The sequence below is a fragment of the Burkholderia multivorans ATCC BAA-247 genome, from assembly GCF_000959525.1.
GTDB classification, from domain to species: Bacteria; Pseudomonadota; Gammaproteobacteria; order Burkholderiales; family Burkholderiaceae; genus Burkholderia; species Burkholderia multivorans.
Window position 1 is genome coordinate 619,627 of sequence record NZ_CP009831.1, and the last position, 13,198, is coordinate 632,824.

Consider the following 13,198-nt stretch of genomic DNA (forward strand, 5'->3'; position numbering starts at 1 on the left):
CCTCAGTGCGCATCCGGCGGCGGCGCGTTCAGCGAGATGGGTTGAGAGAAGACGACCGCGACCAGCGCGACGACGAAACAGAGCGACAGTGCGTAGTACGCATCGGCATACGTGAGCGTCAGCGCTTCGCGGTAGATCAGCCGATGCAGGTTGGCGAGCGCGGCCTGCGCGGCATCGACCGTGTTGCCGGCGACCGACGCCCAGTACGCGGTGCGCCCGTCGAGCAGCGACGCGACCTGCGGCACGCCCGCGCTCACGTGCTCGTTGAGCCGCAGGTAATGGAAGTTCAGCCGGTCGTTGAGCATCGTCGCGCTGACCGCGATGCCGATCGCACCGCCGAGATTGCGCATCAGGTTGAACAGCCCGCTGGCGGACTTCAGCCGCGACGGCGGCAGCGAGCCGAGCGCCATCGTCACGATCGGCGGCACGCTGAACTGCTGACCGATGCCGCGCAGCGCCTGCGGCAGCAGCAGTTCCTGCCAGCCCCAGTCGTGCGTGATCGGCGTGTACAGATAGCAGCCGATGCCGAAACACACGAGTCCGAACACGAGCAGCGAGCGCAGGCTGAAGTAGCGGGCCGCGAACGCGTATGCGCAGAGCGCGAGCAGCTGGAACGCGCCGACCGACAGCAGCGCGATGCCGATCTGCAGCGAGCTGAATGCGCGCACCTGGGCGAGAAACAGCGGCGTCAGGAATACGGTCACGAAGATGCCGATGCCCGTGACGAACGAGAGCAGGCTGCCGATGCCGAAGTTGCGCACGGCAAGCGCACGCAGGTCGACGACCGGATCCTCGGCGGTCAGCGCGTGCACGACGAACAGGAAGCCGCAGATGCCGGCGATCCATGCGCATGCAACGATGACGTGATCGCCGAACCAGTTCTTGCGCGGCCCTTCCTCGAGCACGTATTCGAGGCAGCCGAGAAAGCCCGACATCAGCACGATCCCGAGATAGTCGCCGCGCTTGACGAGACCGGGATCGGGCTCGTCGATGCGCACGTAGCGCGGCACCAGCACCGCGACCAGGATCCCCGGCACGAGGTTCAGATAGAACAGCCAGTGCCACGACCATCGATCGGTGATCCAGCCGCCGATCACGGGGCCGATCGCCGGTGCGAGCGACGCGAGCGCGCCGATCGTCGTCGACGCGATCAGCCGCTGCCTGCCGGGAAACAGCACGAACGCGGTCGTGAACACGGTCGGAATCATTGCGGCGCCGAGCGCGCCCTGCAGCCCGCGAAACAGGATCATCGAATTGATGTCCCACGCGAGCCCGCACAGCATGCTCGTGATCGTGAAGCCGACGGCAGACGCGACGAACAGCCAGCGTGTCGACATCACCTTCGACAGCCAGCCCGACATCGGGATCACGATGATTTCGGCGATCAGATAGGCCGTCTGCACCCACGACAGTTCGTCCTGGCTGGCCGACAGTCCGCCGCCGATGTCGCGCAGCGACGACGCGACGATCTGGATGTCGAGCGTCGCCATGAAGAAGCCGACGCACATCAGCGCGAATGCGAACACGCGCTGCTTCGTCGGTTGCGACGCGGGGTCGCCGGAAAACGCGGTGGTCATCGTCGTCTCCCGTTCAGTGCGCGTGGTCGGTGTGCACGGTCACGACCGCGGACAGCCCCGGACGCAGCACCTGCTCGAGCCCGGGCTGCGGATCGAGATGGACGCGCACCGGCACGCGCTGCACGATCTTCGTGAAGTTGCCGGTCGCATTCTCGGGCGGCAGCACGCTGAACGTCGCGCCGGTCGCGGGCGCGACGCTGTCGACGCGCCCGTGCAGCCGCGCGCCCGACGCATCGAGCGACACGTCGACGCGATCGCCCGCGCGCATCTTGCGCAGCTGGTCCTCCTTGAAGTTCGCGTCGATCCACAAGCCGGACGCAGGGACGATCGTCAGCAGCGGCACGCCGACGTTCGCCAGCATTCCGACGCGGCCGGTGCGGTTGCCGACGTAGCCGTCGACCGGTGCACGGATCGTCGTGTATTCGACGTTCAATGCGGCAACGCGCTGCGCGGCGAGCGCCGTGTTCACGCGGGCGCGCGCATCGGCCAGCTGTGCGCCGAGCACGTCGAGCTCGCGCTTCGACGCGAGCAGCGCCGCATCGCTGCGTTCGACGGCCGCGTGCGCTTTCGCGTAATCGGCGTCGGCGCGCTCGACGAGCTGATTCGACACCGCGTCGGCCTTCACGAGTTCGCGATAGCGGACGCGATCGGCCGCGGCGCGCGTCAGCTCGGCCGAGGATGCGTTCTTGTCCGCCGCATGCTGGACGATCACCGCGTCTTGCAGCTGCTGCTTCGCTTCGAGCTCGGCCACGGCCGAGCGCGCCGCGTCGACTTCGGCGCTCGCCTGCGCGAGCTTCGCCGCGTAGTCGCGCGCGTCGAGCTGCACGAGGACGTCGCCGGCTTTCACGCGCTGGTTGTCGGTCACGAGGATTCGGTCGACGAAGCCGGCGACCTTCGGCGCAAGCACCGTCACGTCGCCGCCGACATACGCGTCGTCGGTGCTTTCCTGGAAACGCAGCACGAACAGCCAGTCGAGTGCGGCCGCGCCGACCGCGACGACGACGGCGATCAGGGCGATGCGCATCCAGCGTACGCGGCGGCGCTGCTTCGCGGGCGGTTCGGCCGTGGCCGCTTCGCGGGCGGCAGCGGTTTGAGTCGTGTCCATCGATTCACCTATGTATATGCACTAATCAAGGCGACCGACGGCGGTGCGTCGATCGGGAAAACGCCTGCGCGCGACGGATATGCAGTACGTCAGCGCGCCGGCAGGTTGTGCGCGATCCGGAACAGCTCGCCGCGCAGGTGGGCGGCCTGCCGTGCCCCGAAACGCCGCTCGAATGCCTGCTGCGCGGCGAGCCAGTGCGCATGCGCTTCGGCGATCTTCGTTTCGCCGCACGCAGTGAGCGAGAAGGTCTGCCGGCGTCCGCCCGGTTCGGTATGCCCGGCGACGAGCGCGGCGCCGACGAGCGGCCTGAGCGCGCGCAGCAGCGCGGTACGCTCGATGACCAGCTCGGCCGACAGCGCCGCCATCGTCAGGCCCGGCCGTTCGCGCAGCAGCGCCAGAATGCTGTACTGCGACGGCGTAACGCCCGCATGCGCGAGATGGCGCTCGTAGAACTGCGAGATCCGGCGTGCGGCCTGCCGGATCGCGAAACAATCGTCGTCGGTGAGCGTCGTCGTGTGCATGTGCACACTTTAAGCAGTCTGCGCGCGCGGAGCGATGACGGCCGCGCGATCAGATTGATGCGTCCTGCGTACCAATCGGCGGGCGAGCGAAGTGCGCGAACCGGCGCTATGCCGCGACGGGCGCGATCCAGCCTTCGCGGTCGCACATCGCGCTCGCATAGTCGATGAACGCCTTGACCTTCGCCGGCAGCAGCGATCGGTTCGCGTACGCCAGCTTCAGCTCGACGCACCCATCGACGAGGTCGGCATCGTCGAGCAGCTGTACGAGCGCGCCCGACGCGAGCTCGGTTTCGACCAGCGTTCTCGGCACGATGCCGATGCCGAAACCGTGCATCACCATCTCGCGGTTGAACACGGGGCTGTTCGACGAAATGTCGAAGCGCAGCGGAAGGGTCAGCACGTCGCCGTCGACGCGGAACGACAGCGCCGGGCGGCGCAGCGACGGCGACAGCGGCACGAACGGATGGTCGACGAGATCGGCCGGCGTCGTGGGCCGCCCATGCGCGCTCAGGTACGCGGGCGTCGCGACGATCACGAACGGTATCCGCGCGATGAGCCGCACGATCGTCGTGTCGGAGCTCAGCATGTAGGGCGCGACGATGCCGATGTCGTAGCCCTCGCCGACCAGATCGACGGGCCGCTCGGTCAACGTGACGTCGATACGCACTTTCGGATGCGCAGCCTTGAAGCCCGCGATCAACGGCACGAACTGATTCAGCGCGGCGGTCGTGTGCGCGACGAGCCGCAGCAGGCCGTCGGGCTCGCGCGTCTGCGTCTGCGCCTCGGCTTCGAGCGCGTCCAGCTCGTCGAGCACGGCGGCGCAGCGCTCGTAGATGCGTTCGGCCGTTTCGGTCAGCGACACCTGGCGCGTGGTCCGGTGCAGCAAGCGGCCGCCGAACCGCGCTTCGAGTTCGGCGATCGCGCGCGACACGACCGGGCGCGCGAGGCCATGCATGTCGGCCGCGCGCGTGAAGCTGCGCAGCTCGACGACCGACCGGAAGATCCGCAGCTTGTCGATGTAGTCCATGTCCGTCTCCTCGGGCGGTCGCGGGCGCCGGACGCGCGCGACCGGCGGGATGATCGGTCGAGTGTACATTGACTTTATGCATATGCACATATACATTTGCCGGCATGGACGACATCGAGACGATCGGTGCGTGCAACTGCTTCGCGCTTCGGCAGGCGACGCGATTTGTCACGCAAATTTATGAACGCCATCTGAGCGCGGCGGGCGTGACGCCCGCGCAGTTCTCGATCATCGCGATCCTGTCGCGGCGGCCCGACGTGCTGATGAGCGAGCTCGCCGATACGCTGGTGATGGACCGCACGACGCTGCTGCGCGCGCTGAAGCCGCTGCAGCGCGACGGGCTCGTCGCGTCGGCGCCGTCCGATCACGATCCGCGTGCGCACGTGCTGAATCTGACGAAGCAGGGCGTGCGTGCGTTCGGTCAGGCGAAGCGCGCGTGGCAGGCCGCGCAGCGCGAATTCGAATCCGCGTTTGGCGAGCAGCGGGCGCAGGCGCTGCGCGACGAACTGCTGCAGCTGACCGGCAAGCGCTGAGTTGCAGTCGTCCATTCCCGCACGGTGGCGGCGGCCGGCTGTCGCCGCCGCGATCCATTCCCCTTTCCTTGGCGATCGGCCCGCGATCCGCAGCGGTCCTGCGGAGCCCCGCGCGCGAAACCGGGTCGAGTACGAGCCACATCACGTCTAAGTGGTACGTAGTTGTATCCAATTGACGCGCGGAATTGGTTTTGTAGTGCCATCTCTGCAAGAAAAATGCGAAATTGGTTTCGGAATGACGGCATTCGTCGACTATCTGGACATATTTTATTTCCAGTTGTACAGTCGCTCCACGCACTTCACCGGCCGATGGCGGCCGGGCGGGTCACGAGGAGCAACCCATGTTGCAGTTGAGCGAGCGCGACGACGCGATGTTGCGCGGCGAATTCGGCGAAGGCGTCGCGCGCGCGATGCGGATCGTCGCGCGTACCGCGCAGGTGATGTCCGCGCCGCACCTGATCGACATCACGTGCGCGCATATCGACGGCTGTCTGTATCACGGGCAGACGAGTCTCGACTTCGTCGACTATTTCGTCGCGACGGGTGCGCGCGTCGCGGTGCCGACCACGCTGAACGTCGGCTCGCTCGACCTGATCCATCCCGAGCTGTACCACGGCGACCGTACGATCGAGCGCGACGCGCAGCGCCTGATGGACGCGCATCTGCAGCTCGGCTGCGAATCGAGCTTCACGTGCGCGCCGTATCAGCTGAAGCACCGCCCGGCGTTGGGCGAGCAGATTGCCTGGGCCGAATCGAACGCGATCGTGTTCGCGAACTCGGTGCTCGGCGCGCGCACGAGCCGCTACGGCGACTTTCTCGATCTGGCGGCCGCGATCACCGGGCGCGCGCCGTATGCGGGGCTGCACGTCGAAGCGAACCGTGCCGGGCAGATCGTGTTCAACGCGCCCGACTTCGGCCGTCTGCCGTCGCGGGACGTTCATTTTGCGGCGCTCGGCTTGCTGGTCGGCAAGGTCGCCGGTGCGACGGTGCCCGTGATCGTCGGATTGCCGGCCGATACGACCGAGGACGAACTGAAGGCGCTCGGTGCCGCCGCCGCGTCGAGCGGTGCGGTCGCGCTGTTCCATGCGGTCGGCGTGACGCCCGAGGCGCCGACACTCGACGCCGCGCTGCACGGCCGCGCGCCGCGGCAGACGATCGACGTGTCGATGGCCGATCTCGCCGAGATCCGGCGCACGCTGAATCATGGCGCGGAAGGCGACGCGCTCGTCGCGGTCGCGCTCGGCACGCCGCACTTTTCGCTCGCGGAATTCCGCACGCTCGACGCGCTGCTCGACCGCTTCGACGGCAAGCCGGCATGCGATATCTACGTGAACACGAGTCGCTTCATCCTGTGGGAGCTCGGCGAACTCGGCCTCGCCGACAAGTTCGCGGCGCGCGGCGTGCAGATCGTCGTCGACACGTGCACGTACATCACGCCCGTGATGAAGCAGCTGTCGGGGCTCGTGATGACGAATTCGGGGAAATGGGCATCGTATGCGCCGGCGAACATCGGCGTCACGGTCGCGTACGGCAGCATGAGCGAGTGCGTGCGATCGGCATTCGAAGGAAAGGTGCGATTCGATGACTGAGATCCATCACGCCGGCGCGGCCGGCACCGCGCTGACGGGCGACACGCTCGTGCCCGGCCGCGCGTATGCGGAGACGATCGTGCTGCCCAAGCCGCTGAGCTTCTGGGGCGGCTACGACTCGGTCGCGGGACGCATCGTCGATCGCGGGCATCCGCTCGTCGGCGCGAGCCTCGCCGGGCGGATCATGGTGATGGCGCATGCGAAAGGCTCGAGCTCGAGCAGCAGCGTGCTCGCCGAAGCGATCCGCAACGGCACGGGCCCCGTCGGCATCGTGCTGAGCGAGCGCGACCTGATCATCTCGATCGGCGCGATCGTCGCGGCGGAGCTGTATGCGATGGCCGTGCCGGTCGTCTGTGTCTCGGCGCCGGTGTACGACACGATCGCGCGTGCATCGGGACCGGTACGAATCGAAGCGAACGACGGCGACGGCGGCGCACGCATCCTGCTGTAGCCGCGCGCGCTCGTCCCGGCGAGCGCATGGGCGACAGCGTCGCGTACGCGCCAAGTCTTAATTGCGTTCCTGATATTAAGGACAACGGATAGTGCGCCGAAGAAGAGCTGCACGTCCGCCCCGGTGTCCTTCACCCGCCGGCCGCCAGACGGTTGACACCGCCGCGCCCGGCTCATCCCGGCTCGCGTATCGCGAGCCATCGTCGAGGAGACTCCATGAAGCTGAAATGCATGATTGCCGTGCTGGCGCTGGGCGGATTCACGATCGGCGCCGCACACGCGGAACGCGTCGTCACGATCGCTTTTTCCGGTCCGCTGACGGGCCCGCAAGCGGTGAGCGGGAAGGACGACGAGAACGGGCTGCGGCTCGCGGTCGAGACGCTGAACCGCACGCCGATTACGGTCGACGGACAGCCGGTCCGATTCCGGATCGTCGCCGAGGACGACCAGGCCGATCCGCGCACCGGTGTACAGGTCGCGCAGCGTCTGCTGGATCGTCAGCCGGCCGCGTTCTTCGGCCCCGAGAATTCGGGCGTCGCGATTCCGGTCGCACGGCTGACGAACGCCGCGCGCGTGCCGATGCTGACGGTCGCGTCGAACCCGCAGCTGACCGCGCTCGGCTACGACAACGTGTTTCGCACGGGCGCGAGCGATTCGGTGCTCGGCGCGTCGATGGCCGCGTTTGCGGCAGGGAAGCTCGGCGCGAAGACTGCCGCCGTGATCGACGACCGCACCGCCTACGGGCAGGGGCTCGCCGAGCAGTTCATCGCGAAGGCGAAGTCGCTCGGTCTGCAGGTCGTCGCGCGCGAGTTCACGCATTCGCAGGCGACCGATTTCCTCGCGATCCTCGCGACGATCAAGGGAAAGAACCCGGACGTGATCTTCTTCGGCGGCTATACCGCGCAGGCCGCGCCGATGGCCAAGCAGATGGTCCAGCGCGGCGTGCGCGCGCGGCTGCTCGGCGGCGACGGGATCTGCTCGGCCAACATGGGCACCGTCGCGCAGACGGCATCGCGCAACGTGTTCTGCGCGATGAGCGGCGCGGGGCTCGACAGGACCGAGGCCGGCCGGGACTACGTTGCGCGATACCGTGCGCGCTTCAAGAGCGAGCCGCAGACATACGGCATCACGTACTACGACGGCATGCTGCTGCTCGCGAAAACGATGGCATCCGCGCAGACGACCGATCCCGCGAAACTGATCGAAGCGCTGCGTTCGGCTTCGCATGAAGGCGTGGCCGGGACGTACGCGTTCACGGCGCGCGGCGAGCTGCTGAACGCGCCGACGACCGTGTTCACGTTCGAGGACGGGCAGATGGTGCCGGTGCGCTGACGCGTCAGAGGGAACGGATACGCGCTGCCTCTTCGGGCGCGAGTGTCAGCGTGGCATTTGCCGCGCGACCTCGCGCCTGCCGCCCGGCGGCTCGAGCCGGCGGATATCGGGCCACAGCGCGAACCCGAACAGCAAACGCAGGACTGTGCTGAGCCCATACAGGCCGATCGCGGCGGCTGCGCACCACGCAAACATGGCAAGCATGCCGTCGGTGCTGCGTTGTACGACCGACATGATGCCGATGACGAATGCGAACGCGATCGGCGCGCCGATCGTTACCGTGAGGTCGGTGCGCGCGCTCTGGATGCGCGCAGGGCGAACGAGATAGATGGAGCCGTCGGTCAGATTGCGCATGCGCGCATCTGCGCTGCGCATTCCGCACATCACGCGCGCCGCACATCCGCTGCCGCTTGCCGATAGGCGCTCGGCGTCTGCCCGGCCCAACGCCGGAACGCGCGCGTGAAATTCGCGGGGTCGGTGAACTGCAGCCGCTCGGCGATCGTTTTCAGGTCGAGGTCCGAGGCCGCGAGCAGTTGCTTCGCGTCGCGAAAGCGCGCTTCGTCGAGCAGTTGCCGATAGCTCGAGCCGGCCTCCTCGAGCCGGCGGCGCAGCGTGCGCGGCGAGACGAGCAGCGTGTGCGCGAGCGCCTCCGGGTCCGGATAACCGCCTGTCGTGCGCGCCAGCTCGGCGCGCACGCGTTCGACGAAATTGCCTTCGTCGTGACGCACCTGCGCATATTCGCGTTCGACCTGTACCAGCGCCTGCCGATGGGCGACTTCGTCCGCGAACGGCAGCGGCCAGTCGAGCACGTCGCGCGCGACCCACAGCGCGTTGGCCGCGCATTCGAATTCGACCGGCGGCAGCCGGTCGCGGTAGCGCGCGAAATAATCGGGCTCCGGCCATGCGAAGCGCAGCGCGATCGCCGGCGACGTGCGGCCCGCCCATTGCGCGATGTTCTGCGCGAGCCCGGTCAGCACGAACTCGAACATCACATGATGCTGCAGCACGGGGTTCGCCTGTACGCCGTGCAGCTCGAGCGTCGCGCCGCGTTCGTCTTCCGCATAGCTCAGCCGATACTGGCGGTTGCGCATCCGGAAGTAGCGCTGCGTCACGTGCAGCGCCGTGCGGATGTCCGGCGCGGTCAGCGTCGCATAGCCGAGAAAGCCGTGCACGGTCGGTTTCAGCAGCAGCCCGAACGCGAGGCCGATGCCGCGATCGCCGCCGATGTCGATCGCGTTCAGCACGAGCCGCCCCCATTGCGCCGGCGCGACGCGCGCGTCCGGCTCGGCCAGTACCGCGTCGCGCAGACCGGTGCCCGCGCGCACGGCGGCCGCGTCGATGCCGCGCGCGGCGAGCGCCTGCAGCAGCAGACGCGGATAGGCGACGGGAATCGTCGGGCGGCGCAGCCCGAGGCGATCCTTGCGGGACGGTGTGCTCATTGGATATTGGCCGGAAATGACAAGCATTATGGCTGTTTGTCCCCTCACGTTCAACGCGGCGCGCGCCTACGATGACGCTCATCGCGTATCGCTCCGACCATCATGACGACACCTTTCCCGCATCTGCTCGCACCGCTCGATCTCGGCTTCACGACGCTGAAGAATCGTGTACTGATGGGTTCGATGCATACGGGCCTCGAAGACAGCCGCAAGACGCTGCCGCGGCTCGCCGACTATTTCGCGGAGCGGGCGCGCGGCGGCGTCGGACTGATCGTGACGGGCGGCTTCGCGCCGAACGTGGCCGGCTGGACCAAGCCGTTCGGCGGCACGCTGATGACGTCGGCCGCCGCGCGGCGCCATCGCGCGATCACGCGCGCGGTCCACGCGGAGGACGGCAAGATCGCGCTGCAGATCCTGCATACGGGCCGTTACGGCTATCACCCGTTCGCGGTCGCGCCGTCGAAGATCAAGTCGCCGATCTCGCCGTTCGCGCCGCGCGAGCTGAGCGCCCGCGGCATCGAGCGGCAGATCCGCGCGTTCGTCCGCTGCGCGCAGCTCGCGCGCGAAGCGGGCTACGACGGCGTCGAGATCATGGGCTCCGAAGGCTACCTGATCAATCAGTTCATCTCGATGCATACGAACAAGCGCACCGACGCGTGGGGCGGCGCCTACGAAAACCGGATCCGGCTGCCGATCGAGATCGTCGAGCGCACGCGCGAAGCGGTCGGCCGCGATTTCATCCTGATCTACCGGCTGTCGATGCTCGACCTGATTCCGGACGGCAGCGACTGGCGCGAGACCGTGCAGCTCGCGAAGGCGGTCGAGCGCGCGGGCGCGACGATCCTCAATACGGGCATCGGCTGGCACGAGGCGCGCGTGCCGACGATCGCGACGTCGGTGCCGCGCGGCGCGTTCGCATGGGTCACGCAGAAGATGAAGGGGGAGGTCGGCATTCCGCTCGTCACGACGAACCGGATCAACCGGCCCGAAGTCGCCGAACGGATTCTCGCCGACGGCTGCGCGGACATGGTCTCGATGGCGCGCCCGCTGCTCGCGGATCCGGAATTCGTCGTCAAGGCGGCGCAAGGCCGCGCGGACGAGATCAACACGTGCATCGGCTGCAATCAGGCCTGCCTCGATCATGCGTTCAGGAACCGGATCGCCTCATGCCTGCTGAATCCGCGCGCGTGTCACGAGACCGAGCTGCAATATGCGCGCGCCACGCAGGCGAAGCGTATCGCGGTGGTCGGCGCCGGGCCGGCCGGGCTCGCCTGCGCGACCGTGCTCGCGCAGCGCGGCCATCGCGTCGACCTGTTCGACGGCGCCGCGGAGATCGGCGGGCAGTTCAATCTCGCGAAGCGGATTCCGGGCAAGGAAGAGTTTCACGAAGCGCTGCGCTATTTCGGCCGCCAGATCGAGCTGACCGGCGTCGCGCTGCATCTGAACCGGCGCGTCGAGGCGAGCGACCTGATCGCCGGCGGCTACGACGAGATCGTGCTCGCGACCGGCGTATCGCCGCGCGATCCGAAGATTCCGGGGCAGGACGGGCCGAACGTGCTCGGCTATATCGACGTGCTGACGGGCGCGCGGCCGGTCGGCCCGCGTGTCGCAGTGATCGGTGCGGGCGGGATCGGCTTCGACGTCGCGGAATTTCTCGTGCAGGACGGACCGTCGCCGGCGCTCGATCTCGACGAATGGAAAGCCGAGTGGGGCGTGACCGACCCGGCCGCGACGCGCGGCGGCATCACGCGCGCCAAGGTGTCGCCGCCGGCGCGCGACGTCACGCTGTTGCAGCGCAAGCCCGCGCCGCTCGGCAAGGGGCTCGGCAAGACGACCGGCTGGATCCACCGCGCGACGCTGAAGATGAAGCAGGTGAAGATGATCGGCGGCGTGAACTACGAACGGATCGATGCGCGCGGGCTGCACGTCTCGTACGGCGAGCAGCGCACCGGGCACGAATTGATCGAAGCCGACACGATCGTGCTCTGCACCGGCCAGGAACCGCAGCGCGCGCTGCTCGCGCCGCTGCAGGCGGCGGGGCGTTCGGTGCACGTGATCGGCGGCGCGGACCGCGCCGCCGAACTCGATGCAAAGCGCGCGATCGACCAGGGCGCGCGGCTCGCCGCGCGGCTGTAAGGCCGGCTCGCGCTTCGCACGCTCACGCCGCTTCGGCCTGCTCCGCCGCTTCCGCTTCGAGCATCGCGCGGACGATCAGATAGACGGCCGGCAGATCGTCGTCGTCGCGGCGCCAGTCGACCGGCTCGTCGATGTCGGCCGGCACGAGCCGGCTGTCGCACAGCCGGATGAACGCGTCGACGATCGCCGGATCGTTGCGGCTCACGAACCCCGCGTTCGAGAACGCGAGCGCTTCGACGTCGAGCAGCGCACGCCAGCTCATCGTGCGCTCCGCAGCGGGATGGCTGCGCCGCCGCAGGCCGAGCGCGCGCTGCGCGGGGCCGGCCACCGCGCGCTGCAGATCGGCGACCGCGCGCTGCGCGGCGCGCTCGAACTGGACAGGATTGAAGCCGGGTTGCTCGGGATCGAATGCGGATGACTGGAACATGGTCGCCTCACAAAGGTCCGTCCGTCGCGGGATGACGGAATTCGGGTCAAATGGTGCAAAAGCACTGTAAATATATACAGTGTCTCGCGCCGTTTCAAGCCCCGGACGCGATCCTGTTCGCTAGACCGCGGCGGCGATCGTTTCGCGCAGCCACCGATGCGCCGGATCGCGATGCACGCGCTCGTGCCACAGCATCGACATTTCGTAGCCGGGCACGTCGATCGGCGCGTCGACGACGCGCAGCGCAGGCGTATCGCGCACGAGCCGCTCGGGCAGCATCGCGACGAGATCGGTGCTCGCGAGCACCGACATCACGAACAGGAAATGCGGAACGGACAACACGACGCGCCGCGTCGCGCCGACCTTCGCGAGCGCCTCGTCGGTCACGCCGAAGAAGCCGCCGCCGTCCGGCGACACGATCACATGCTCGAGCGCATTGAACTGCGCGAGCGTCGGGCGACGTTTCAGTTTCGGATGACCGGCGCGGCCGACGAGCACGTAGCGCTCGACGAACAGCGGCAGCCGGCGCATGCCGGGCGGCGATCCTTCGGTCGTATGGAAGGCGAGGTCGATGTCGTTGCGCGCGGCCGCCTGCTCGATGCGCGGCGGCACGAGCTCGACGATCGCGAGCCGCGTGCCGGGCGCGGCCGTGCGCAGCGCATGCAGCGCGGGCAGCACGATCGTCGATTCGCCGTAGTCGGTCGCGGCGACGCGCCACGTGTGCGTCGCGGTCGACGGATCGAACGGCGTCGCGGGCAGCACCGCGCGTTCGACCGCCTCGAGCGCGTCGCGCAGCGGCTCGCGCAGCGCTTCCGCGCGCGCGGTCGGCCGCATGCCGCGCGGCCCCGGCAGCAGCAGCGGATCGCCGAACGTATCGCGCAGCTTCTGCAGATGCACGCTGACCGACGGCTGCGAGAGGTTGAGCTTCTCGGCCGCGCGCGTCACGTTGAGTTCGGCGAGCAGCACGTCGAGCGTCACGAGCAGGTTCAGGTCGAGTCGCTTCAAATTAGTCATGGCTATACCTGGAATATCGGAAATTCATTTCCAATATACCGGTGCGAT

Annotated in this window: 13 protein-coding genes; 5 read left to right on the forward strand and 8 right to left on the reverse strand. The window is 68.1% G+C overall.

What is annotated here, in order from left to right:
• Positions 1 to 2: 2 nt before the first annotated feature.
• The 4 genes from NP80_RS05060 to NP80_RS05075 form a co-directional block, all read right to left on the reverse strand.
• The gene (locus NP80_RS05060) at positions 3 to 1,577 is read right to left on the reverse strand and encodes a DHA2 family efflux MFS transporter permease subunit (RefSeq protein WP_006404238.1); all 1,575 of its coding nucleotides are present in this window, start codon (positions 1,575 to 1,577) and stop codon (positions 3 to 5) included.
• Between the two features lie 13 nt (positions 1,578 to 1,590).
• Positions 1,591 to 2,682, reverse strand: a complete 1,092-nt coding sequence (locus NP80_RS05065; RefSeq protein WP_006411352.1) for an HlyD family secretion protein — start codon at positions 2,680 to 2,682, stop codon at positions 1,591 to 1,593.
• A gap of 89 nt (positions 2,683 to 2,771) precedes the next feature.
• Complete coding sequence (locus NP80_RS05070) at positions 2,772 to 3,203, reverse strand: MarR family winged helix-turn-helix transcriptional regulator (protein ID WP_006404236.1); 432 nt, start codon at positions 3,201 to 3,203, stop codon at positions 2,772 to 2,774.
• Between the two features lie 106 nt (positions 3,204 to 3,309).
• Positions 3,310 to 4,230, reverse strand: coding sequence for a LysR family transcriptional regulator (locus NP80_RS05075; RefSeq protein ID WP_006411363.1), 921 nt, complete (start codon positions 4,228 to 4,230; stop codon positions 3,310 to 3,312).
• 104 nt (positions 4,231 to 4,334) lie between these two features.
• Here NP80_RS05075 and NP80_RS05080 point away from each other — a divergent pair, with 104 nt between their 5' ends.
• The 4 genes from NP80_RS05080 to NP80_RS05095 all read left to right on the forward strand — a co-directional run bounded on the left by NP80_RS05080 (position 4,335) and on the right by NP80_RS05095 (position 8,134).
• Entirely contained in the window at positions 4,335 to 4,763 is a 429-nt protein-coding gene (locus NP80_RS05080) for a MarR family winged helix-turn-helix transcriptional regulator (RefSeq protein WP_006411373.1), read from the forward strand.
• Positions 4,764 to 5,104: 341 nt separating this feature from the next.
• A complete protein-coding gene (locus NP80_RS05085) occupies positions 5,105 to 6,352 on the forward strand; it encodes an aconitase X (protein WP_006404233.1) in 1,248 nt (415 codons plus the stop codon).
• Positions 6,345 to 6,803 (forward strand): aconitase X swivel domain-containing protein, encoded by a 459-nt coding sequence (locus NP80_RS05090; protein WP_006411362.1) that lies wholly within the window; start codon positions 6,345 to 6,347, stop codon positions 6,801 to 6,803. Before NP80_RS05085 ends, NP80_RS05090 begins: the two co-directional genes overlap by 8 nt.
• Before the next feature lie 215 nt (positions 6,804 to 7,018).
• Positions 7,019 to 8,134, forward strand: coding sequence for a branched-chain amino acid ABC transporter substrate-binding protein (locus NP80_RS05095; protein ID WP_006404231.1), 1,116 nt, complete (start codon positions 7,019 to 7,021; stop codon positions 8,132 to 8,134).
• Positions 8,135 to 8,179: 45 nt separating this feature from the next.
• On the opposite strand, the gene NP80_RS05100 is transcribed toward NP80_RS05095, so the two are convergent.
• Both NP80_RS05100 and NP80_RS05105 read right to left on the reverse strand, forming a co-directional pair.
• Entirely contained in the window at positions 8,180 to 8,488 is a 309-nt protein-coding gene (locus NP80_RS05100) for a hypothetical protein (RefSeq protein ID WP_226823166.1), read from the reverse strand.
• 29 nt (positions 8,489 to 8,517) lie between these two features.
• The gene (locus NP80_RS05105; RefSeq protein ID WP_035947841.1) at positions 8,518 to 9,600 is read right to left on the reverse strand and encodes an AraC family transcriptional regulator; all 1,083 of its coding nucleotides are present in this window, start codon (positions 9,598 to 9,600) and stop codon (positions 8,518 to 8,520) included.
• A gap of 75 nt (positions 9,601 to 9,675) precedes the next feature.
• Between NP80_RS05105 and NP80_RS05110 the strand changes: the two genes are divergently transcribed.
• On the forward strand, positions 9,676 to 11,709 hold the full coding sequence (locus NP80_RS05110) for an NADPH-dependent 2,4-dienoyl-CoA reductase (RefSeq protein WP_006411380.1): 2,034 nt from the start codon (positions 9,676 to 9,678) through the stop codon (positions 11,707 to 11,709).
• Between the two features lie 22 nt (positions 11,710 to 11,731).
• Here NP80_RS05110 and NP80_RS05115 read toward each other — a convergent pair whose 3' ends face one another.
• Complete coding sequence (locus NP80_RS05115) at positions 11,732 to 12,136, reverse strand: DUF2471 family protein (RefSeq protein WP_006404227.1); 405 nt, start codon at positions 12,134 to 12,136, stop codon at positions 11,732 to 11,734.
• Between the two features lie 120 nt (positions 12,137 to 12,256).
• Positions 12,257 to 13,150: a LysR family transcriptional regulator gene (locus NP80_RS05120; RefSeq protein WP_006404226.1), complete on the reverse strand. Its 894-nt coding sequence runs from the start codon at positions 13,148 to 13,150 to the stop codon at positions 12,257 to 12,259.
• Positions 13,151 to 13,198 lie beyond the last annotated feature (48 nt).